This window comes from Pseudomonas sp. B21-051 (genome assembly GCF_024748795.1).
In the GTDB taxonomy this organism is placed as follows: Bacteria; Pseudomonadota; Gammaproteobacteria; order Pseudomonadales; family Pseudomonadaceae; genus Aquipseudomonas; species Aquipseudomonas putida_A.
The window spans coordinates 1,838,600-1,861,550 of the sequence record NZ_CP087166.1 but is presented as its reverse complement, the minus strand read 5'-3'; the positions used below and the strand labels follow the sequence as shown (position 1 = coordinate 1,861,550).

Below are 22,951 nucleotides of genomic sequence, written 5' to 3'. Positions count from 1 at the left end.
CACCTTCCTGTAGGAGCTGCGGCACGCTGCGATCTTCTGATTGTGTTTGTTGAAATCAAAAGATCGCAGCGTGCCGCAGTGCCTACAGGAATCCGGTTCAGATTCAATTCCCTGGCCGATGCGTTAAACTCCCGCCCATTGCTGTCTGGAGCTTCTTATGCGCGAAGAGTTGAACCAAGGCCTGATCGACTTCCTCAAGGCCTCCCCTACCCCGTTCCACGCCACCGCCAGCCTCGTTCAGCGTCTGGAGGCCGCCGGTTACGTGCGCCTCGACGAGCGCGAGCCGTGGACCACCGAGGCCAACGGCCGCTACTACGTCACCCGTAACGACTCCTCGATCGTCGCGATCAAAATGGGCCGCAACTCGCCGCTGCACGACGGTATCCGTCTGGTCGGTGCCCATACCGACAGCCCATGCCTGCGGGTCAAACCGCAACCGGAACTGCAACGTCAGGGCTTCTGGCAACTGGGCGTTGAAGTCTACGGCGGCGCGCTGCTGGCGCCGTGGTTCGACCGCGACCTGTCGCTGGCCGGCCGCGTCACCTTCCGCCGTGATGGCAAGGTCGAAAGCCAGTTGATCGACTTCAAGGCACCGATCGCAATCATTCCCAACCTGGCGATTCACCTCAATCGTGAAGCCAATCAGGGCTGGGCGATCAACGCGCAGACCGAGCTGCCGCCGATCCTTGCGCAGTTCGCCGGTGACGAGCGCGTCGACTTCCGCGCGGTACTGACTGATCAACTGGCTCGCGAACATGGCCTGAACGCCGATGTGGTGCTGGATTACGAGCTGAGCTTCTACGACACCCAGAGCGCGGCGGTCATCGGCCTGCATGGCGACTTCATCGCCGGTGCGCGCCTCGACAACCTGCTGTCGTGCTACGCCGGCCTGCAAGCCCTGCTCACCGCCGACACCGAAGAAACCTGCGTGCTGGTGTGCAACGACCACGAAGAAGTCGGCTCCTGCTCGGCCTGTGGTGCCGATGGCCCGATGCTCGAACAGACCCTGCGCCGTCTGCTGCCGGAAGGTGACGAGTTCGTCCGCACCATCCAGAAATCGCTGCTGGTCTCGGCCGACAACGCCCACGGCGTGCACCCCAACTACGCCGAGAAGCACGACGCCAACCACGGCCCGAAACTCAACGCCGGCCCGGTGATCAAGGTCAACAGCAACCAGCGCTACGCCACCAACAGCGAAACCGCGGGGTTCTTCCGCCACCTGTGCATGGCCGAAGAAGTGCCGGTGCAGAGCTTCGTGGTGCGCAGCGACATGGGTTGCGGCTCGACCATCGGCCCGATCACCGCCAGCCACCTGGGCGTACGCACCGTCGACATTGGCCTGCCGACCTTCGCCATGCACTCGATCCGCGAACTGTGCGGCAGCCACGACCTGGCGCACCTGGTCAAAGTGCTGAGCGCGTTCTACGCCAGCCGCGAGTTGCCCTAAGCTCATCGCAAAACCCTGTAGGAGCTGCCGCAGGCTGCGATCTTTTGATCTTGTTTTTTGCAGTTCAAAAGCAAAGATCGCAGCCTGCGGCAGCTCCCACAGGTCGAAAGCGACCTAGACTTAAATCATCCCCTTCGACAAGGCAGTCACCATGATTTCGATGTCCTCCTTCCACGCCATGCTCATTCCCATTCTGTCCGGGATGATCCTGCTGGCGATCGGTTTCAACTTCCGCGACAAGAACGCCGGTGTGTTTGCCATGTGGGTCGGCATGCTGATGATCCTGGCGACCGTGGTCTACAAGATCCTCGCCAAACTCAACGAATAAATCCGCGCCCGGCTCGCATTGATTCTGGCTGCCTCGTACACTCGCTCAATTCGCCCCTTTGCGAGGTTGACCGCCTAGTGTTCGCTCGTCTGTTTGCTCTGCCCTGCCTGTTCCTTGTCTGCCTGATGACGCTGCTGCCCGTAGCGCCCGCCCACGCGGTCGGTCTGCCGGGGCTGCTGAACACCACCAAGACGCAACCGGAAGCGCAAGAGCCGCTGGGCCAGTCGCTGGATGAAGTCATCAAGTCGCTGGAAAACGACAAGCAACGCGCACAATTGCTCAGCGATCTGAAAAAGCTGCGCGACGCCACCAAGAAAGCCCAGGCTTCACCGGAAGAAGGCGTACTGGGCCTGATCGGCGGCACCCTGGCCAGTTTCGAGAAGCAATTCTCCGGTGACGACAGCCCGCTGACCCGCTGGTCCGACGAGTTCGATCTGGCCAGGGACGAACTCGACAACCTGATGTTGCCCGCCAGCGAATGGCTGCCGATCATCTTCGGCTTCGCAGTGATCCTGATGGTCTGGAGCCTGCTCGCCGCCGCGCTGATCTGGCTCGGCCACCGGGTGCGCATGCGCTTCGGCCTGACCGAAGAATTGCCGCAACACCCCAAGGCTCTCGACATGCTGCGCTTCGCCCTGCGCAAGCTCGGGCCGTGGCTGATTGCATTGGTCATCACCGTTTACATGAGCTACGCGCTACCGTCGTCCCTTGGCAAAAGCCTGGCGATGGTGCTGGCTTATGCCTTGGTGGTCGGCACCTGTTTCTCGGCGATCTGCGTGATCGCCTTCTCGCTGCTCGACGGCCCGCACCGGCACCGGGCGCTGTACATCCTGCGGCATCAGGCCTTCCGTCCGTTGTGGCTGATCGGCAGCTTCGCCGCATTCGGTGAAGCGCTGAGTGATCCGCGCCTGGTCGAAGGCCTCGGCGTGCACCTGGCGCACACCACCGCTACCATCACCAACGTGCTCGCAGCGCTGTTCACCGGCCTGTTCATCCTGCGTTTCCGCCGGCCGATTGCCCATCTGATCCGCAACCAGCCATTGTCCCGTCGCCTGACCCGCCGCGCCCTCAGCGACACCATCGATATCCTCGGCACCTTCTGGTACGTGCCGGCGCTGGTGCTGGTCGGGATCTCGCTGTTCGCCACCTTCGTCTCCGCCGGCGACACCAGCACCGCCCTGCGCCAGTCGCTGATCTGCACGGTGCTGCTGGTGATGTGCATGGTGATCAACGGCCTCGTGCGCCGTCATTCACTCAAACCGCAACGCGGGCCCAAGCGTCATGCGCTGTATTCGGAGCGCCTGAAAAGCTTTTTCTACACCCTCGCCCACCTGCTGGTGTGGCTGATCTTCATCGAACTCGGCCTGCGCGTATGGGGCAAATCGCTGATCGGTTTCGCCGAGGGCGAAGGGCATGACGTCAGCGTCAAACTGTTCAGCCTGATCGGCACGCTGATTTTCTCCTGGCTGATCTGGATCCTCGCCGACACCGCCGTGCACCACGCCCTCACCCGCTCGCGCAAAGGCCTGGCGAATGCCCGCGCGCAGACGATGATGCCGCTGATCCGCAACGTGCTGTTCGTGGCGATTTTCATCATCGCGCTGATCGTCGCCCTGGCGAACATGGGCATGAACGTCACGCCACTGCTGGCCGGTGCCGGTGTGATCGGTCTGGCCATCGGTTTCGGTGCGCAGTCGCTGGTGGCGGATCTGATCACCGGTCTGTTCATCATCATCGAAGACTCGCTGGCCATTGATGACTATGTAGACGTCGGCGGCCACCTCGGCACCGTCGAAGGCCTGACCATCCGCACCGTGCGCCTGCGCGACATCGATGGCATCGTCCACACCATCCCGTTCAGCGAAATCAAAAGCATCAAGAACTACTCCCGCGAGTTCGGCTACGCGATATTCCGGGTGGCGGTGCCGTACAACATGGAAATCGACGACGCGATAAAACTGATGCGCGAAGTCGGCCAGAAAATGCGCACCGACCCGCTGCAGCGGCGCAATATCTGGTCGCCGCTGGAGATTCAGGGCGTGGAAAGTTTCGAGTCCGGCAGCGCGATCCTGCGCGCGCGGTTCAAGACTGCGCCGATCAAACAATGGGAAGTTTCCCGAGCGTTTAATCTGTCGCTCAAACGCCATCTGGACGAAGCCGGACTCGATCTGGCGACGCCACGCATGAGCGTCCAGGTCATCACTGCCGGCGGTGGCCAGCCGAAGGAATAGCACTTCGCGCAGACACTCGGGTCACAGGCAGGGAAGCCAGAAAAACAATAACCATGGAGAAATCCGATGCAGCTGACACGTATCGCCCAGACCGTTCTGCTCACTCTGCTGGCCGGCACCGCCAGCGCCGCCACCCTGGACAGCACCCGCGAACAGATCGCCACGCAAGCCAAGGCACTTGAACCGGAACTGCTGGAAACCCGCCGCGACATCCACGCGCATCCGGAACTGGGCAACAGCGAGAAACGCACCGCGGAACTGGTCGCCAGGCAACTCAAAGCGATGGGCCTGGAAGTCAAAACCAACGTCGCCCGCACCGGCGTGGTCGCCATCCTCAAAGGCGCGCTGCCCGGCCCGACCGTGGCCCTGCGCGCCGACATGGACGCATTGCCGGTCAAGGAAGTCGCCGACCTGCCCTTCGCCTCGAAAGCTAAAGGCACTTATCTGGACAAAGAAGTCGACGTGATGCACGCCTGCGGCCATGACGCCCACACCGCGATCCTGCTGAGCACGGCGAAAATTCTTACGGGCATGCGCGACACCCTGCCCGGCACCGTGGTGTTCTACTTCCAGCCCGCCGAAGAAGGCCCGAGCGACTTCATCCCCGACGGCAAAAACACCTGGGGCGCGAAAATGATGGTGCAGGAAGGCGTGATGAAATCACCCAAACCCGACGCCGTCTTCGGCCTCCACGTCTGGGCCGGCGTCCCCGCCGGCCAGATCGCCTACCGCCCCGGCGCCACCCTGGCCAGCTCCGACGACCTGCGTATCAAAATCCTCGGCAAACAAACCCACGCCGGCCGCCCCTGGGACGGCATCGACCCGATCACCGTCGGCGCACAAACCATCGTCGGCCTGCAAACCGTGGTCAGTCGGCGCACCGACATTTCGTCCTACCCGTCAGTGGTCAGCATCGGCACCATCAACGGCGGCACCCGTTACAACATCATTCCCGAGTCCGTCGACATGAGCGGCACCATCCGCTCCTACGACTACGGCATCCGCCAGAAACTGCACAGCGACGTGCGCCAGACCATCGAAAAAATCGCCGAAAGCGGCGGCGCGAAAGCCGACGTGACCATCATCGAAAAATACGACCCTACGATCAACAACCCGGCACTGACGGAAAAAATGCTGCCGACGTTGAAGTGGGCAGCCAAGGATGACGTGGTCAATGCGCCGCTGGTTGGCGGCGCGGAAGACTTCTCGTTCTTTGCCAAGGAAGTGCCGGGGCTGTTTGTGTTTCTCGGCGTGACGCCACGGGATCAGGACATGAGCAAGGCGGCGCCGAATCACAATCCGGGGTTCTTTGTGGATGAGTCGGCGCTGGTGGTGGGCGTACGCACACTGGCCTCACTGGCAACAGACTACCTCTACACCAACACCCACTAACCTGTAGGAGCTGACGAGTGCAAAGAGGCTGCGATCTTTTAAGCTGCCCAGGATCAAGATCAAAAGATCGCAGCCTTCGGCAGCTCCTACAGTGGCTGGGGGTATCAGCGGGCGTTGGTGACTGGCTCTGTCTACGCCAATGCGCCCAGCCTGTAGGAGCTGACGAGTGCAACGAGGCTGCGATCTTTTAAGCTGCTGAAAATCAAGATCAAAAGATCGCAGCCTTCGGCAGCTCCTACACAGGATGAGCGCAAGCTCGGCTGCAGCTCTTGATCTTGCCGTGCCGGCCCCTTCGGCAGGCTGAGTGGAGGGGTTTATCCGGGGGTAGGAGCGCAGCGACCGTTTGGCGAAGCCAAACACATCGAGAGGAGGTGCAGCGAAGCAAACCGGAGGCGATGCCCCCGGATGAACCCCGCAACGAAGGAACCCGAGCCTAAGCGAGGGCCGTACGCCGGGGCCAAGACCTTTGGTTACTTTGGGGCGTTTGCCAAAGTGACTCGCCGTAAGGGCGAAACCGCCAGCCGCAACACCCGAAGCAACGGATATTCACCCAATCAACAAGAGCCTGGTCGGCCCAAAGGCCGCCAAGGCCAAACGCTCAAACCACATCAACCCCCACATGAATCGCATCATGCCGCCAAAACTCCAGATCACAATCAATCAACCGCTCATGCTGATCATAATTGACCCGAGCGATCCGTAACCCCGGACTCCCGACAGACACCCGCAAAGCCGCCGCCGCATCCACCGACAACGACGTCGGCACAATCTCGAACCGCACCCGCCCATAGCGCAGATCGTAATGCCGCGCATACAACTCGGTGATCGACTGATTCAAATCAAACCCCAGAATCCCCGGAAAATACTGCGGATTCAGATAATGCTCCACATACAACACCAGCCGCCCGTCAATCCGCCGCGACCGACAAATCTGAATCACGCTCGACAAGGCAGGCAACTGCAACAACGCACACACCGCCACCGATGCCGGCTGCAACCGCGCCGAAATCACCTCGGTCGATGGCACCCGCCCCTGCGCACTGACCATCGCGTGAAAGTGACTGCGCTGCATCAGGTTATACGCCAGACGTGGCGGCGAAACGAACCAGCCACGGCGCTCCTCGCGATAGATCTGCCCCTGCGCCTCCAGTTGCAACAGCGCCTCACGCACCGTAATGCGCGTAGTGCCGAACAACTCACTGAGCTTGCGCTCGGCCGGCAACTTGCTCCCGGGCGCGAGCAGGCCGTGATCAAGTTGCTCCTGCAGCACCTGACCAATCGCTGTCACCGCTTTTGTTGCCTCATCGCGCATCAACGTTACCTATCTGGACTAGACCAGCACTGTTTCGGGGCAAAAACCGTACGGCCTGCAAGCCGTTTCCGTGTATTGCAAGCCTAGGCAGTGCAGATGACCGAGAGATGACAAACCCGCCCGACGGTCGCTCTCATGACTTGCAATACATCGGCCAAGTCCCTTGTCCGCCGGGGCTTTGACCTTGGTCTACGCTTACCGGGCAAGCGCCGAAACCGGGCCAATAAAAGGCCTGCCGGGCGACCGCCGACATCAAAGTGTCATCCAGTCCCCTTAAATTGGCTCAGGTATTGCTGACCTAGACCAACACAAACCGCAATCGCAGCGTTGAACACGACCAAGGAGCTTCGGAATGAAACAGCTTTTCCTGGCAACACTGTTAGGCTCGACCATTGCAATGTGCACCTCCGCCATGGCGGCGGGTACCGACCTGAAAACCCTCGAAGCCGCTGCGAAAGCGGAAGGCGCCGTCAACAGCGTCGGCATGCCCGATGACTGGGCCAACTGGAAAGGCACCTGGGAAGATCTGGCCAAGACCTATGGCCTGAAACACATCGACACCGACATGAGCTCGGCCCAGGAAATCGCCAAGTTCGCCGCTGAAAAAGACAACGCCACCGCCGACATCGGCGACGTCGGCGCCGCCTTCGGCCCGATCGCGGTCAAGCAGGGCGTGGTGCAACCGTACAAGCCAAGCACCTGGGATCAGGTCCCGGACTGGGCCAAGGACAAGGACGGCAACTGGGCACTGGCCTACACCGGCACCATCGCCTTCATCGTCAACAAGAAGCTGCTGCACGGTTCTGAAGTCCCGACCAAATGGGCTGACCTCAAGGGCGGCAAATACAAGGTTTCCATTGGTGACGTGAGCACCGCCGCGCAAGCCGCCAACGGCGTACTGGCCGCTGCCCTGGCCAACGGTGGCGACGAGAAGAACATCCAGCCGGCCCTGCTGCTATTTGCAGACATCGCCAAGCAAGGTCGCCTGTCGATGGCCAACCCGACCATCGCCACCATGGAAAAAGGCGAGATCGAAGTCGGCGTGGTCTGGGACTTCAACGGCCTGAGCTACAAGGCCAAGATGGCCAACCCGGATGACTACGTGGTGCTGATCCCGTCCGACGGTTCGGTGATTTCCGGCTACACCACCATCATCAACAAATACGCGAAAAATCCGAACGCCGCCAAGCTGACCCGCGAATACATCTTCAGCGACGCCGGCCAGACCAACCTCGCTCGCGGCAATGCTCGTCCGATCCGCGCCGAACACCTGCAACTGCCGGAAGACGTGAAAGCCAAGCTGCTGCCGAACGAGCAGTACAAGAAGGTCACGCCGATCAAGGACGCCGACGCCTGGGAAAAAACCTCCAAGGCCCTGCCGCAGAAGTGGAACGAAGAAGTCATCGTAGAGATGAAGTAATCCTTCATCTGTAGGAGCTGCCGCAGGCTGCGATCTTTTGATCTTGCTTTTAAAAGGCAGAGTCAAAAGATCGCAGCCTGCGGCAGCTCCTACATTGAACGATCCAAGTTTTGTTTTCGGAGTTTTTGCCCCTATGAAGCACAACGTCATCCTTGTCGTGCTCGACGGTCTCAATTACGAGGTCGCGCGGCACGCCATGGGGCATCTGCAGGCTTACGTTGGCGCAGGACGCGCCGCGCTCTATCAGTTGGAGTGCGAGTTGCCGGCCCTGTCCCGACCGCTTTACGAATGCATCCTTACCGGCGTGCCGCCGATCGACAGCGGCATCGTCCACAACAACGTTGCACGGCTGTCCAACCAGCGCAGCATCTATCACTATGCTCGCGACGCCGGCCTGAAAACCGCCGCTGCGGCTTATCACTGGGTCAGCGAGCTGTACAACCGATCACCGTTCGTAGCGGCCCGCGACCGTCATACCGACGATCCAGCGCTACCGATCCAGCACGGCCACTTCTACTGGAACGATCACTACCCGGATTCGCACTTGTTTGCCGACGCGGAACACCTGCGTCTGCGCCATGCGCCGAACTTCCTGCTGATTCACCCGATGAACATCGACGACGCCGGCCACAAGCACGGCCTCGACTCCGCGCAATACCGCAACAGCGCACGCTCGGCGGACATCATCCTCGCCGACTACCTGCAAGGCTGGCTCGACACGGGCTATCAGGTGCTGGTGACCGCCGACCACGGCATGAACAACGACCGCTCGCACAACGGCCTGCTGCCGGAAGAACGCCAGGTGCCGCTATTCGTCCTCGGTGATGCCTTTAGCCTGAATGCTGACGCCATGCCGAAGCAGACTGATCTCTGCGGCACGGTCTGCGAACTGCTCGGCGTGCCTCACGACAAACCTGTGTGCCGGGAGCTGCTCAAGTGAATGCCATGACTCGCGGCAAATGGCTGGCGGTCCTGTGTCTGGTGCCGTTTGCGCTGTTCTTTATCGTGTTCGAAATCGCCCCGCTGGTCTGGGTGATGATCAACAGCCTGCAATCGGAAGAGTTCGGCTGGGGCTTCGCCAATTTCAGCAAGATCTTCAGTTCGAAGTTCTATCTGCAAGCGATCCAGTACAGCCTCGAGATCAGTTTCTGGTCGAGCGTATTCGGCATCATCATCGCCGTGCTCGGGGCGTATTCATTGCGCCGGGTCGACTCGAAACTGCGCAACTTCGTGAATGCCTTCGCCAACATGACCAGCAACTTCGCCGGCGTGCCGCTGGCGTTCGCGTTCATCATCCTGCTCGGTTTCAACGGCAGCATCACCATCATGCTCAAGCAGGCCGGGATCATTCAGGATTTCAACCTGTACTCGAAAACCGGTCTGATCATCCTCTACACCTATTTCCAGATTCCCCTCGGTGTGCTGCTGCTCTACCCGGCCTTCGACGCGTTGCGTGAAGACTGGCGCGAATCCGCCGCGCTGCTCGGCGCCAACGGCTGGCAGTTCTGGCGCCACATCGGTCTGCCGGTGCTGACCCCGGCCCTGCTCGGTACGTTCGTGATCCTGCTGGCCAACGCCCTCGGCGCCTACGCCACGGTGTATGCGCTGACCACCGGTAACTTCAACGTGCTACCAATCCGCATTGCGGCGATGGTTTCCGGGGACATTTCCCTCGATCCGAATCTGGCCAGCGCCCTGGCTGTGGTGCTGGTGGCGTTGATGACCATTGTCACCGTCGTGCATCAACTGCTGTTGAAGAGGAGCTACCATGTCTCGCGCTGAATCCGGCCCGGCCGGCGTCTACCACCGCGTCGTGGTTTATCTGTTGTTCGCGATTCTGCTGCTGCCGCTGGTGGGTACGCTGATCTACTCGATTGCCAGCAGTTGGTCAGCGACCATCCTGCCCAGCGGTTTCACCTTCAAGTGGTATCTCCAGTTGTGGAGCGATCCGCGCTTTCTGCATGCCTTCGGCCAGTCGCTGCTGGTGTGCGTCGGCGCGCTGGTGCTGTCAGTGGTGCTGATCCTGCCGCTGCTGTTCGTGGTGCATTACCACTTCCCGAAACTCGATGCGCTGATGAACATCCTGATCCTGCTGCCCTTCGCGGTGCCGCCGGTGGTGTCGTCGGTAGGACTGTTGCAACTCTATGGCTCGGGGCCGCTGGCGATGGTCGGTACACCGTGGATCCTGATCGGTTGCTACTTCACCGTGGCGCTGCCGTTCATGTACCGGGCGATCACCAACAACCTGCAGGCGATCAACCTGCGCGACCTGATGGACGCCGCGCAACTGCTCGGCGCCAGCACGTTTCAGGCGGCATTTCTGGTGGTGCTGCCGAACCTGCGCAAGGGCCTGATGGTCGCGTTGCTGCTGTCGTTCTCGTTCCTGTTCGGTGAGTTCGTGTTCGCCAACATCCTCGTTGGCACGCGCTACGAAACCCTGCAGGTGTACCTGAACAACATGCGCAACAGCAGCGGCCACTTCACCAGTGCGCTGGTGATCTCGTACTTCTTTTTCGTGCTGGTCCTGACCTGGATCGCCAATATCTTGAACAAGGACAAAAGCGAATGAGCTATGTCAGCGTCCAACACCTGCAGAAAAACTACGCGGGCACGACCGTGTTCAGCGACATCAACTGCGAAATCAACAAGGGCGAATTCGTCACCCTGCTCGGTCCTTCCGGTTGCGGCAAGTCCACGCTGCTGCGCTGCATTGCCGGCCTGACGCCGGTGGATGGCGGCAAGATCCTGCTTGATGGCGTCGACATCGTGCCGCTGAGCCCGCAGAAACGCGGGATCGGCATGGTGTTCCAGAGCTACGCGCTGTTCCCCAACATGACCGTCGAACAGAACGTCGCCTTCGGCCTGCGCATGCAGAAGGTCAATGCCGACGACAGCCACAAGCGTGTCGCCGAGGTACTGAAACTGGTTGAGCTCAACGACTTCGCCAGCCGTTATCCGCATCAGCTCTCCGGCGGCCAGTGTCAGCGCGTGGCCCTCGCCCGCTCGCTGGTGACCCGTCCACGCCTGTTACTGCTGGATGAACCGCTGTCGGCGCTGGATGCGCGTATCCGCAAACACCTGCGTGAACAGATCCGACAGATCCAGCGCGAACTCGGCCTGACCACGATTTTCGTCACCCACGATCAGGAAGAAGCGCTGACCATGTCCGACCGGATTTTCCTGATGAACCAGGGGAAGATCGTGCAGAGCGGCGATGCCGAAACCCTCTACACCGCGCCGGTTAATGTGTTCGCCGCAGGCTTCATCGGCAACTACAACCTCCTCGACGCCGACAGCGCCTCGAAACTGCTGCAACGGCCGATCAACCACCGCATCGCGATTCGCCCGGAAGCCATCGAACTGAGCCTCAATGGCGAACTCGACGCGCAGATCCGCAGCCACAGCCTGCTCGGTAACGTGATCCGCTATCGAGTCGAGGCGCGTGGCGTGGAACTGGTGGTGGACGTGCTCAACCGCTCGGCGGCGGATCTGCATCCCGACGGTCAGCGTCTGGCGCTTTCCATCGATCCGACGGCCCTGTGTGAGGTAGCCTGATGACTTTGCTGACGTTGAAGAGAGAACTGCACTGATGGCCCTGGCAATTTTTGATCTGGACGAAACCCTGATCCACGGCGACTGCGCCACCCTCTGGAGCGAGCAGATGGGGCGCCTGGGCTGGGTCGATCCCGAGTCATTCATGCGCAAGAACAACGAGCTGATGGACGCCTACAGCCATGGCAAATTGCGCATGGAAGAGTTCATGGAATTCAGCCTCGAACCGATGGTCGGCCGTACCCCGGAAGAAGTCGAACACCTGGTCGGCCCGTGGGTTGAAGACTTCATCGAACCGATCATCTTCAGCGACGCGACCAAAACCATCGCCGCCCACCGCAAGGCCGGCGACCGGATTCTGGTGATCTCGGCGTCGGGTACGCACCTGGTCAAACCGATCGCCGAGCGCCTGGGCATTGACGAAATTCTCGGCATCGAACTGGAAGTCGCGCACGGTGTTTACACCGGCCAGACCGTCGGTACGCTGACCTACCGCGAAGGCAAGATCACTCGCCTGCTGGAATGGCTGGACGCCGAGGAAGAGAATCTGGAAGGCGCGAGTTTCTACTCCGACTCACGCAATGACTTGCCGTTGCTGCTGAAGGTGAATTTCCCGCATGTGGTGAATCCGGATCCGGTGCTGCTGGAGCATGCCGAAAAATCCGGCTGGCCGATCCATCTCTGGAAGTAAAAACAAAGATCGCAGCCTGCGGCAGCTCCTACAGGGCGTACACCCTCCCACTGTAGGAGCTGCCGCAGGCTGCGATCTTTTGATCTTGCCCTTCCAATCAGCTCAGGCTGTCGTCAATCACCAACACCACTTTCCCCGAAACCGTATTGCTCGCCAGCTCGGCAAACGCCGCTTCGGCATCCTTCACCGCGAAGGTTTTTGCCAGTTGCGGGCTCAACCGTCCTTCGGCAAACAGCGGCCACACATGCTGTCCCAAGTCACTGAGCAGGTCGGCCTTGAACTGATCATCGCGACTGCGCAACGTCGATCCGAGCAACTGCACGCGCTTGCCCAGCACCTGCGCCAGATCCAGTTTCGCCTCACGTCCGCCCATCAGGCCGATCAGTACCCAGCGTCCGTCCAGCGCCGTCAGCTTGAGGTTGAGCGCCGCATAATTGCCGCCGACCGGATCAAGGATCACGTCAAACGGCCCGAAGTCGCGCAGGCTTTCCAGATCATCGGTGCGCACCACTCCGCCCTGGGCGCCCAGTGCCTCACAGTAGGCCAAGCGCTCGGCAGACCCGACGCTGACCCAACAGGGATTGCCGAACGCCTTGCACAGCTGAATGGCGGCTGAACCAATTCCACTGGCCCCGGCGTGCAGGAGAACCTTCTCGCCGGGTTTCAGCGCCGCCAGTTGAAACACGTTGAGCCAGACCGTTGCATAAACCTCGGGTAATGCCGCGGCCTCGATCAACGAAACGCCCTCGGGCACCGGCAGCACGTGCCGTCCGTCGACGACCACCTCCTCGGCCATCCCGCCCCCGGCCAGCAAGGCGCAGACCCGGTCGCCGACCTGCCAGGACGAGCCAGCGCCGACTTCACTGATCACCCCGGAACACTCCAGACCGAGCACCTGACTGGCGCCCGGCGGCGGTGGATAAAGCCCGGCTTTCTGTAATAAATCGGCGCGATTGAGGCCGGCAGCCGCCACACGAATGCGCACTTGTCCTGCATCACATGCCGGACTCGGCTCTTCAACCCATGCCACTTGACCTTCAACGCCTTGCAATGCCTTCACAGTGCCTCCATAGTGAGTCTGGACTGAGCCCGAAGCTGTAGCGCCGGGCTTTTTGCATTATGCGACCGGCTCTCGTAGAACCGGCGACTTCAAAGACGGCCTAATATGCGTTATCAATTGTCCCCGCGTCGAATCAGCATGAAGCATCTGCTCCCCAGCACCGCCCTCGCTCTTTTCATCGGTATCGGCTTGTTGCCGATGTCGGGCACTACATTCGCAGCCAACAGCTGGGACAAGTTGCAGCCTGATCGCGACGAAGTGATCGCAAGTCTCAATGTCGTCGAGTTGCTCAAGCGTCACCACTACAGCAAGCCGCCGCTCGACGATGCGCGCTCGGTGATCATCTACGACAGCTACATCAAGCTGCTGGATCCGTCGCGCAGCTACTTCATGGCCAGCGATATCGCCGAATTCGACAAGTGGAAGACCCAGTTCGACGACTTCCTCAAGAGCGGCGACCTCAACGCCGGGTTCACCATCTACAAGCGCTATCTGGACCGCGTCAAGGCGCGTCTGGACTTCGCCATTGCGGAGCTGAACAAGGGCGTCGACAAGATGGACTTCACCACCAAGGAGACCTTGCTGATCGATCGCAAGGACGCCCCTTGGCTCAAATCCACCGCTGAACTCGACGACCTGTGGCGCAAACGCGTCAAGGACGAAGTGCTGCGGCAGAAAATTGCCGGCAAGGATTCCAAGCAGATCCAGGAAACCCTGACCAAGCGCTACAAGAACCAGCTGGCGCGTCTGGACCAGACCCGCGCGGAAGACATCTTCCAGGCGTACATCAACACCTTCGCCATGTCCTACGACCCGCACACCAACTATCTGTCGCCGGATAACGCGGAGAACTTCGACATCAACATGAGCCTGTCCCTCGAGGGCATCGGCGCCGTGTTGCAGAGCGACAACGATCAAGTGAAAGTTGTGCGCCTGGTGCCGGCAGGCCCGGCCGACAAGACCAAGCAGGTTGCACCGGCCGACAAGATCATCGGCGTTGCCCAGGGCAACAAAGAGATGGTTGACGTGGTGGGCTGGCGCCTGGACGAAGTGGTCAAGCTGATCCGCGGCCCGAAAGGCACCGTGGTGCGCCTGGAAGTGATTCCGGCCAGCAATGCGCCGAACGACCAGACCAGCAAGATCGTGCCGATCACTCGCGAAGCGGTGAAGCTTGAAGACCAGGCGGTGAAAAAGTCCGTGCTGAACCTGAAACAGGACGGCAAGGACTACAAGCTCGGCATCATCGAGATCCCGGCCTTCTACCTCGACTTCAAGGCGTTCCGTGCCGGTGATCCGGACTACAAGAGCACCACCCGTGACGTCAAGAAACTGCTGACCGAACTGCAGAAAGAGAAAGTCGACGGCGTGGTCATCGACCTGCGCAACAACGGCGGCGGTTCTCTGCAGGAAGCCACCGAGCTGACCAGCCTGTTCATCGACAAGGGCCCGACCGTACTCGTGCGTAACGCCGATGGCCGCGTCGATGTGCTGGAAGATGAAAACCCGGGCGCATTCTACAAAGGCCCGATGGCTCTGCTGGTCAACCGCCTGTCCGCCTCGGCTTCGGAGATCTTCGCCGGCGCCATGCAGGACTACCATCGTGCATTGATCATCGGTGGCCAGACCTTCGGCAAAGGCACCGTGCAGACCATTCAGCCGCTGAACCATGGCGAACTGAAACTGACCCTGGCCAAGTTCTACCGGGTTTCCGGGCAGAGCACGCAGCATCAGGGCGTACTGCCGGACATCGACTACCCGTCGATCATCGACACCAAGGAAATCGGCGAAAGCGCCCTGCCGGAAGCCATGCCGTGGGACACCATCAAGGCAGCGATCAAGCCGGCCTCCGATCCGTTCAAGCCGTACCTGGCGCAGCTCAAGTCCGAGCATGACGCACGCAGCGCCAAAGACGCCGAGTTCGTGTTCATCCGTGACAAGTTGGCCCTGGCGCAGAAGCTGATGGAAGAGAAAACCGTCAGCCTCAATGAAGCAGACCGTCGTGCCCAGCATGCGGACATCGATGCCAAGCAACTGGCCATGGAAAACATCCGTCGCAAAGCCAAAGGCGAAGAACCGCTCAAAGAACTGAAGAAAGAAGATGAAGACGCGCTGGCTGCAGCCGAGCCGGACAAGGTCAAACCAGAAGACGACGCCTACCTGAGCGAAACCGGGCGCGTGCTGCTGGATTACCTGAAGCTGAGCAATCAGGTGGCCAAGAAGTAAGATGATGGCAATTTAGTGGTGACGCTCCCCTGAGCGTCATCAAACAGTCATCATTCTGTCGTGAAATAAAGGACTGGGAGCGACTCTCATCATCGAGAGCGTTCCCAGTCCTTTTTTTTCGCCAGAGATTGCCATGACCACGACCGAACAGCTGAGTGCCTTGAGCTCGATCCTGACTCAAAGCGGTTTGCACAGCCTGTTCCAGCCGATCATCTGTCTCTCCGAGCGTCGTATTCTCGGCTACGAAGCCCTTACCCGTGGCCCGTCCAACAGCCCTCTGCACTCGCCTATCGCGCTGTTCGCCGTGGCGCGACAGGCCGGCCGTTTAAGCGAACTGGAAATTGCCTGCCGCCAGAGCGCCTGCCGCCGGTTCAATGAGCAGCAATTGCCGGGCAAGCTGTTCCTCAACGTCTCACCGGAATCCCTGCTCGAAGCCGCGCACCAACCGGGGCGCACCCTGCAACTGTTGCAGGACTTCGGCATTCCGCCGAGTCAGGTGGTGATCGAACTCACCGAACAGACGCCGATCGACGATTTCCAGCTGCTGCAAACCGCCCTGCATCACTATCGGGCGATGGGCTTTTCGATTGCGCTGGATGACTTGGGTGCCGGTTATTCGAGCTTGCGCCTGTGGTCGGAGCTGCGCCCGGATTACGTGAAGATCGATCGCCACTTCATCGACGGCATTCATCAGGACGCATTGAAGCGCGAGTTCGTCGGCTCGATCCTGCAAATCGCCAAGGCTTCGCGGGCGCAGGTGATTGCCGAGGGGATCGAGTTGCCGGAAGAACTGGCAGTGCTGACCGAGATGGGCGTCGATCTGGTGCAGGGTTACCTGCTCGGTCGTCCACAGGAGCATCCGCCCCGCGATGCCCGGGCCCTGATGCCGAAACACGACAGCAGCGCCGTAGCGCTGAATGACGAAGGCAGCGACCTCAGCGCCCTGCTCAACGACCAACCGGCGGTGCATCGCGACACACCGACCGCCACGGTGCTGGAAGCTTTCCGCCGCCAGGCCAATCTGAACTCACTGGCAGTGCTCGACGAACAGGGCCAGCCGTGCGGCATCGTCCATCGCCATTCGTTGTCCGACGCACTGCTCAAACCGTTCGCCACCGACCTGTTCGCACGCAAACCGATCAGCCGCCTGATGAACGACGACTTCCTCGCCGTGGAGATGAGCCAGTCGCTGCAACAGGTCAGCCGCCTGATCACCAGCCGCGCCCGGCAGCGCATCGAAGAGGATTTCATCATCACCTTCAACGGTGGTTATCTCGGCCTCGGTCGGGTGATCGACGTGCTCAAACTGATCACCGAACTGAAGATCCAGCAAGCCCGCTACGCCAACCCGCTGACCTTGCTGCCCGGCAACGTGCCGATCCAGCAATGCCTGACCCGTCTGCTGCAACAGGGCCGCGAATCGATCATCTGCTACGTCGACATCGACAGCTTCAAACCCTTCAACGACATCTACGGCTACGGCCGTGGCGACGAAGTCCTGCTGTGCCTGGCGCAATGCCTGAACGAGCGTGTCGACCCGTCCCGCGACTTCGTCGGCCACATCGGCGGCGACGACTTCCTGCTGGTGCTCGGCCCGGAAGACTGGCGCAAACGCCTCAACCAACTGCTCGACGACTTCCAGAGCCAATGTAGGCGCTTCTATCGCCCGGAGCATCTTGAAGCTGGTTGCTTTATCGCGCCGAATCGTCAAGGGATTCGGCAGGAATTTCCGTTGTTGTCACTGTCCATCGGCGTCGTCCACCTGCAACCCGCAGCCTGCGCCGAACTGGATGCCAGCCAACTCGCGGAAATGGCTTCGCAGGCGAAACATCATGCGAAGAATGTTCCGGGGTACAGCGTGCATGTGATTGATAGCCTTGCTGCCACCGACCGTCAACTGCCGCAACTGATTGGCCAGCGCTGACTCCCCATACGACACAACCTCCTGTGGGAGCGAGCTTGCTCGCGAAGGCGTCAGTCCATACAGCTCATATCTAACCCCGAGCCAATTTCACAAAGCCTTCGCGCACATTATCAAAAACATCACCACGTAGTTTTTTCTTCGCCTGCAGCCTTTGAGAGATCTTCTTTCCAAACTTCTCGTGCTAATTGATAGACACTCTGAAAAAAACTGCGCGGTTCATTTAACGAATACCATTCCTCCCGTGGCCAGCTATTCGCTTCACACTCATCGATTTCAAAGGGTCTTTGAAAGTCAAATTTCGGATCTTCGAGCGCTCGCTCTAGAAAATCAAATAGTACGCACTTATGCCTATAAGAAAGATAAGGCAACACCAAACAATATTTTCTTATAAGAACCTCCCTATCAACTGGATCATCCGGATTATAAACACCAAGCTCTACGCCTCGAGTTTCCTCTCGATCATAAACATCGAACCTACTAACAAACCAAGTCAAACTCGGTTCAAACGGCTCATTCAAAAACGGATCCTTCAACATTACCTACCCTCCGCCGGGAAGCCCGTGAATGGTTCCTGCGTATTTATCTGATCGAATTTAACTTCAAACCAGTTCAAATTCTCATTAAGAGTTGGATTTTGCTCATCTCGTTTATTCGGTCTATACCCGCGCCCCGCACCAGGCAGTTCCAATCTGACTATTGGAGCATGGTTCTGGTCTTTCCCCGTGTGCATTATTCGGCCATTTTTGTCCTTCGTCATCGCTTTATTCAGTGCACCCAAATGCATTCGCCAGTTATGGAACTGAGAGCTAAGATTTCCTTTGGCACCTCTTGGGACTATACCTGTGTGAGGATCTGCTCCATTGATGCCACGTTGCTTAAGTGCTGGATCTGAAATTTCCGAACTATGTTTTTTCACAGTGTGCATGCCATAAAGTTTTTCATATTCATGTACCCGACGCTTCGCGTTCTCCTCAGCCACCTCATCAAGCCTCGTCCGCCGCTCCTGCGCTGTCATCTTTGGCAGTGGAGGAGATCCCTCTTCAACAACTACGCGGCCAGCCTCGTACCGCATCGGGCGACGTGGATTAGTCGTCGGACAACTGCAGCTCAACCCCAACGGATCCACCCACCCCGTCGGATTCGGCACGTACCGATACTGATTCAACCCACCCGCCAACTTGATGGGATCCGGCGTCAGATACCGCCCCAACCTCGGGTCGTAATACCGGTGCCGGTTGTAATGCAGCCCGCTTTCCGCATCGAAATACTGCCCCTGAAAGCGCAGCGGCTGGTCCAGGTAGTCCTCGCCGGCCAGGGTGATCGCCGCGACCTTGCCGTAGGCGTCGTATTGCGCCGACCAGACGATTTCGCCGCTGTAGTCGGTCAGTTCCTGCGGGGTGCCGAGGTGGTCGAGTTGGTAGTAGAACGGGCAGGCGCGTTTCGGGCCTTTGCCGTCGAGCAGCGCCAGCGGGCGGAAGGTGCCGGGTTCGTAGACGTAGCTGCGGTGGTGGTTAGGGCTGCTTTCGGCGACGAGGTGGTCGCCTTGCCAGAAGAATTCGGTGGTCTGGCCGTCGACGGTTTTGCGGATGCGTCGGCCGAAGGCGTCGTACTGGTAGGACGCGGTTTGGCCATCGGCGCGGGTCAGGCCGATCAGGCGGTGCTGGCAGTCGTAGCGGTATTCGGTGACGAGTTGCTGATCGCGGCCACGACGCTCGCGGATCAGGTTGCCGAAGGCGTCGTAGTCGTAATGGCGGTCGCCTTGCATCAGCAGGCGATTGCCCTTGATCCGCGTCGGGCCGGGGCGGTCCTGCATCAGCAGGTTGCCGGCCGGGTCGTGGGCGAAGGATTCCGGCAGTTCGTCACGTGAGTGGCGCACGCGGATCAAGCGGTCGAGGGCGTCGTAGCCGTAGGTGCGCTGGCCATGGCGGCTGTCGGCAATGTGCTCGAGGTTGCCGTTGGCGCTGTAGGCATAATCGCGGCGGTACAGCGAGTCGTGCTGATGGCCTACAGCGTGGGCCAGCAAACGGCCCTGATCGTCGTAGGCATAATCGCTGAGCAGCAGGCCTTGCTGGCGTTGTTGCTCGCGACCGGACTGGTAAACGTGGCGGGTCAGCCGCGTGCCATTAAGATCGATCGCCGTCAGCGCACCGCCCTTGGCGTAGTGATAGTCGAGCGTGCTGTTGTCCGGCAGACGCTGGCGCTTGAGCTGGCCGCAGGCGTCATAGGCATAACGCAAGGTGCCCCAGCCCTGGTGCTCGGTGATCAGCCGATCCTGCCGGTCGTATTCAAAGGCCAGCGGATGCTTTTGACCGTCATCGACCCCGGTCAAACGGCCCAGGCGGTCGTAGGTGTAAGCCACCTGAACCCCGTCCGGCAGGGTTTTCAGCAGCAGACGCCCGGCCGCATCACGCGCGTAGGCAGTGACCAGCGTCGAGCCGTCATCGCCGAACTCGGTCTTCTCCAGCAGGTGCCCGTTGCCGTCATAGGCGTAAGCGGTGCGCCGGCCGTCGAAGCCGGTTTCCTGTCGGATCAATCCGCTCGGCGTGTAGTCCAGGCGGTACTTTTCCCCGGACTCGTTCTCGATTTCCGTCAGCAGCAGTTGCGCATGGTCGTAGCGGTACTGCACCCGCGTGCCGTCGGGGTTGATCTTGCGCGAGACCCGATGCAGGTCGTCGTCATACTCGTAGCGGGTGATGCGCCCGAGTTCGTCGCGCTCGGCGGTGACCTGGCCGTAGGCGCCGTAGCTGTAAGCGCGGGTGGCGCCGCCAGGCAACGTCGTCTGCACCCGTCGGCCAACCGCGTCCCACTGCTGGCGGGTGATCGCGCCGTGTTCGTCGCAAGTGGTCGTCCGTCGCCCCAGCGCATCGTAGGAAAAGCGCCGCACACCACCGTCAGGCAGGGTTTCCTCGATCAGTTGGCCGAGGTCGTTCCACGACAACTTGTGCCGGCTGCTGTCCGGATAACGGATCGACAGCAACTGCCCGCGCGTGTCGTAGTAGTAATGGGTGACCTGGCCGTCAGGATCGACCGCCTCGGTGACATCGCCCTCGGCGTTGCGCCGAAACGTCCACACCGCCTCACCGCGAGAACGGCTGTGCAGGAAACCGTTGCGGTACTCGTAGGACGTTGGCTCATCGTCCGGCGGAAGCAGCGCAATCAGCCGTCCGACGTCGTCGTAGCGGTATTCGGTGACCGCGCCCAGCGGATCCTGCTCGGCGATCAGCCGGCCCGCGTCGTCATAGGCCTTGAGGTGCTCACCGCCATCGGCCTCGACCTTGCGCACCAGCCGTGCGCTGTCGTCGTGGACGTAGGTTTCTTCGGTGCCATCAACGTAATGCACCGTGACACGGCCGTCATCGGCCCAGACATACCGCGTATTCATCTGCGCGAACGAGGCCCAATGGCGCACGCAACGCGCCGCTTTGCCCGAGCGTTCCCATTCCCAGAAGAAACTCGCGCCGCCGGTCAGCTGCCGCTGCAGGATGACGTGATGATCGTCGTAGTCGTAGCGTTCGCTGTCCCCGACGGCATTGGTCGCGGCCAACAACCGCTGACGGGCGTCGTAGCAATAACTGACCAGCGTCTGCTCGGTGCGCCAGTCGCTGTCGCGCCAAACCTGATAATCAACGCCGATCAGATGCGCCCGGTCGTAGCGCAGCAACAGCGAGCGACCCGCGCCATTGTCCAGCCGGAAAATCCGCTGCTGATGATCGCGAGAAACGGTCAGACGATTGCCATACGCATCACTGACCGCCATCAACCGCCCGGCGCGAAAGTGATAAAACCGCGCCGCATCCCCCGCCAGCGCGAGGATCAGTTCCTCCGGCTCATCGCCGAGAAAAATCGCCGCCCGCGACAGACTGTTGTGAATCGCCGGCCGTTCAACGCTGGGCAACGGAAACCGCGTGCGGCGGTTCTCGTGATCGACCCAGACCACCACATCGCCATCGAACTCCAGCCGATGCGCCAGCGAATGACTCCAGCCAAACCCCAGCCCGACATCGATCTCCACCGCGCTGGTGCGATACAAACGGGTAAACTCAAACGGCAACACCCCATCGAGCGTGCCGTCGGTCAGGGTCAGCAATTCTTCGCCGGTGACCATCGACACCGGACAGCCGTTGGTGCAGGTCAGCGGCGCGCAGTCGGCGCTGTCGCCGTTGGGGTTTTTCGCTTGATCGGGGGCGTTATCGTGATGCTCGTTTTTCTTCAGGGCGGCATTGCGTTTCGCATCCCAGCGCAATTGCATGCGGCCCTTTTTCACCCCGGCGGCAATGCCCCGCGCGGCGACAGTTTTGTATTGATCGACGTAATGGATGAACGTGTTGACGATGCCGAACATCGCCTTGACCAGGCGCTTCACAACCGAGAGCAACTGGGCGGCGCGATCCGCCAGGCGTAGGGTGAGATAAGCGATCCCGGCGCCAGCCCCGATGAAAGTCAACACAACGCCGATCAACACATCGATCAACACCTGCACGATCATCATCGACGCCGTTTCAGCGGTTTTGCCGGCGATCTGGCTGGGCGGCAGCATCTCCAGCCAGAGACTCGCACTGCGCAGCAGCAAACACAGCGCCGCCTCATCGCTGACCAGCAACTGCAGCTTTTGCATGACGTCCGGAGCTGATTCTGCGAGATGGATCAGATCGGCCGCGCCGCTTCCAAGGCGATCGGCAAACGACCCTGGATCCTGCAGAATCTCCGACAGCATGCCGATGCTGTCCCACACCCCCTCGATCGCCGCCCAGCTCCCGGCGAGCATGCCGTTGCCCGCCGCCGTCGCCACCGACTGCGACCACTGCGGCTTGAACCCCTGCCACTCGCTGCGCAACCAGCCATCCAGCTCGCCGGTCAAGCCGTCGTAGGACTGGAACAGCGCCTTGATCTGCTCCGGGGTAACGTCGCTGTGCACCTGCACGCGATAGAACTTGCCTGGCGTACCGGTGAATGTTCCCCGGCCTTGCGCATCAAGTGCGACGGGGGAGGTTTGGCCATCATCCACCGCGACCACATCCACCACGATGTCGCCCAGCGGAATGTCGTACACCGACTCGAATTTGCTCTCGATCGCCAGCACCCCGCTTTTCGGGCACTGCACGACGCCGGAGGCAAACTCACTGTCGCCCGTGCTGACGGCGGTGACGCGATCACCGAAGCGGATGACCCGCTCCATGCCCATCAGCGACGGCAGGTCCGCCGCGTGGCTGACCTGGTCGGCCGCTTTGCTGAACCAATGCTCAAGCTGCTGGCGATAGAGGCTGAGGGAGTCGGGGAAGCTGTCGAGTTCCTGCTCGATACGGCTGACGGCCTCCATCAGCGCACGCGACGATGCGGGGTGGAATGAAAAACCGGGTCGAACATGAGCGTT

16 protein-coding genes are annotated in these 22,951 nt (G+C 60.5%); 12 read left to right on the top strand and 4 right to left on the bottom strand.

Features of this window, described 5'->3' with window-relative positions:
• Window positions 1–157: 157 nt before the first annotated feature.
• The 4 genes from LOY52_RS08420 to LOY52_RS08405 all read left to right on the top strand — a co-directional run bounded on the left by LOY52_RS08420 (window position 158) and on the right by LOY52_RS08405 (window position 5,398).
• Window positions 158–1,447 carry a M18 family aminopeptidase gene (locus LOY52_RS08420; RefSeq protein WP_047598982.1) on the top strand — a complete coding sequence of 430 codons (1,290 nt, stop codon included), beginning with the start codon at window positions 158–160 and terminating at the stop codon, window positions 1,445–1,447.
• 151 nt (window positions 1,448–1,598) lie between these two features.
• Window positions 1,599–1,775 carry a hypothetical protein gene (locus tag LOY52_RS08415; RefSeq protein WP_007965354.1) on the top strand — a complete coding sequence of 59 codons (177 nt, stop codon included), beginning with the start codon at window positions 1,599–1,601 and terminating at the stop codon, window positions 1,773–1,775.
• 77 nt (window positions 1,776–1,852) lie between these two features.
• Window positions 1,853–4,006 carry a mechanosensitive ion channel family protein gene (locus LOY52_RS08410; protein ID WP_258679048.1) on the top strand — a complete coding sequence of 718 codons (2,154 nt, stop codon included), beginning with the start codon at window positions 1,853–1,855 and terminating at the stop codon, window positions 4,004–4,006.
• Window positions 4,007–4,072: 66 nt separating this feature from the next.
• Window positions 4,073–5,398: an amidohydrolase gene (locus LOY52_RS08405; RefSeq protein WP_258679047.1), complete on the top strand. Its 1,326-nt coding sequence runs from the start codon at window positions 4,073–4,075 to the stop codon at window positions 5,396–5,398.
• Between the two features lie 598 nt (window positions 5,399–5,996).
• Here LOY52_RS08405 and LOY52_RS08400 read toward each other — a convergent pair.
• Entirely contained in the window at window positions 5,997–6,710 is a 714-nt protein-coding gene (locus LOY52_RS08400) for a UTRA domain-containing protein (RefSeq protein WP_258679046.1), read from the bottom strand.
• A 352-nt stretch (window positions 6,711–7,062) separates the two neighbouring features.
• Between LOY52_RS08400 and LOY52_RS08395 the strand changes: the two genes are divergently transcribed.
• The 6 genes from LOY52_RS08395 (at window position 7,063) to LOY52_RS08370 (ending at window position 12,373) form a co-directional block, all read left to right on the top strand.
• Window positions 7,063–8,130 carry an ABC transporter substrate-binding protein gene (locus tag LOY52_RS08395; RefSeq protein WP_027613356.1) on the top strand — a complete coding sequence of 356 codons (1,068 nt, stop codon included), beginning with the start codon at window positions 7,063–7,065 and terminating at the stop codon, window positions 8,128–8,130.
• Between the two features lie 133 nt (window positions 8,131–8,263).
• Complete coding sequence (locus tag LOY52_RS08390; protein ID WP_258679045.1) at window positions 8,264–9,070, top strand: alkaline phosphatase family protein; 807 nt, start codon at window positions 8,264–8,266, stop codon at window positions 9,068–9,070.
• Between the two features lie 5 nt (window positions 9,071–9,075).
• Window positions 9,076–9,912 carry an ABC transporter permease subunit gene (locus LOY52_RS08385; RefSeq protein ID WP_258679834.1) on the top strand — a complete coding sequence of 279 codons (837 nt, stop codon included), beginning with the start codon at window positions 9,076–9,078 and terminating at the stop codon, window positions 9,910–9,912.
• Window positions 9,899–10,699: an ABC transporter permease gene (locus tag LOY52_RS08380; RefSeq protein ID WP_007965346.1), complete on the top strand. Its 801-nt coding sequence runs from the start codon at window positions 9,899–9,901 to the stop codon at window positions 10,697–10,699. The genes LOY52_RS08385 and LOY52_RS08380 overlap by 14 nt, the downstream gene beginning before the upstream one ends.
• Window positions 10,696–11,685: an ABC transporter ATP-binding protein gene (locus LOY52_RS08375; protein ID WP_258679044.1), complete on the top strand. Its 990-nt coding sequence runs from the start codon at window positions 10,696–10,698 to the stop codon at window positions 11,683–11,685. Before LOY52_RS08380 ends, LOY52_RS08375 begins: the two co-directional genes overlap by 4 nt.
• 34 nt (window positions 11,686–11,719) lie before the next feature.
• The gene (locus tag LOY52_RS08370) at window positions 11,720–12,373 is read left to right on the top strand and encodes an HAD family phosphatase (protein ID WP_258679043.1); all 654 of its coding nucleotides are present in this window, start codon (window positions 11,720–11,722) and stop codon (window positions 12,371–12,373) included.
• 97 nt (window positions 12,374–12,470) lie between these two features.
• Here the strand turns inward: LOY52_RS08370 and LOY52_RS08365 are convergent, their stop codons facing one another.
• Window positions 12,471–13,433 (bottom strand): zinc-binding dehydrogenase, encoded by a 963-nt coding sequence (locus LOY52_RS08365; protein ID WP_258679042.1) that lies wholly within the window; start codon window positions 13,431–13,433, stop codon window positions 12,471–12,473.
• A 138-nt stretch (window positions 13,434–13,571) separates the two neighbouring features.
• Between LOY52_RS08365 and LOY52_RS08360 the strand changes: the two genes are divergently transcribed.
• Together LOY52_RS08360 and LOY52_RS08355 are read left to right on the top strand one after the other, a co-directional pair.
• Complete coding sequence (locus LOY52_RS08360) at window positions 13,572–15,656, top strand: carboxy terminal-processing peptidase (RefSeq protein ID WP_258679041.1); 2,085 nt, start codon at window positions 13,572–13,574, stop codon at window positions 15,654–15,656.
• 133 nt (window positions 15,657–15,789) lie between these two features.
• On the top strand, window positions 15,790–17,580 hold the full coding sequence (locus LOY52_RS08355) for a bifunctional diguanylate cyclase/phosphodiesterase (protein WP_258679040.1): 1,791 nt from the start codon (window positions 15,790–15,792) through the stop codon (window positions 17,578–17,580).
• 119 nt (window positions 17,581–17,699) lie between these two features.
• Here the strand turns inward: LOY52_RS08355 and LOY52_RS08350 are convergent, their stop codons facing one another.
• Window positions 17,700–18,116 (bottom strand): hypothetical protein, encoded by a 417-nt coding sequence (locus LOY52_RS08350; RefSeq protein ID WP_258679039.1) that lies wholly within the window; start codon window positions 18,114–18,116, stop codon window positions 17,700–17,702.
• Window positions 18,116–22,897, bottom strand: coding sequence for an RHS repeat protein (locus LOY52_RS08345; protein ID WP_258679038.1), 4,782 nt, complete (start codon window positions 22,895–22,897; stop codon window positions 18,116–18,118). Before LOY52_RS08345 ends, LOY52_RS08350 begins: the two co-directional genes overlap by 1 nt.
• Window positions 22,898–22,951 lie beyond the last annotated feature (54 nt).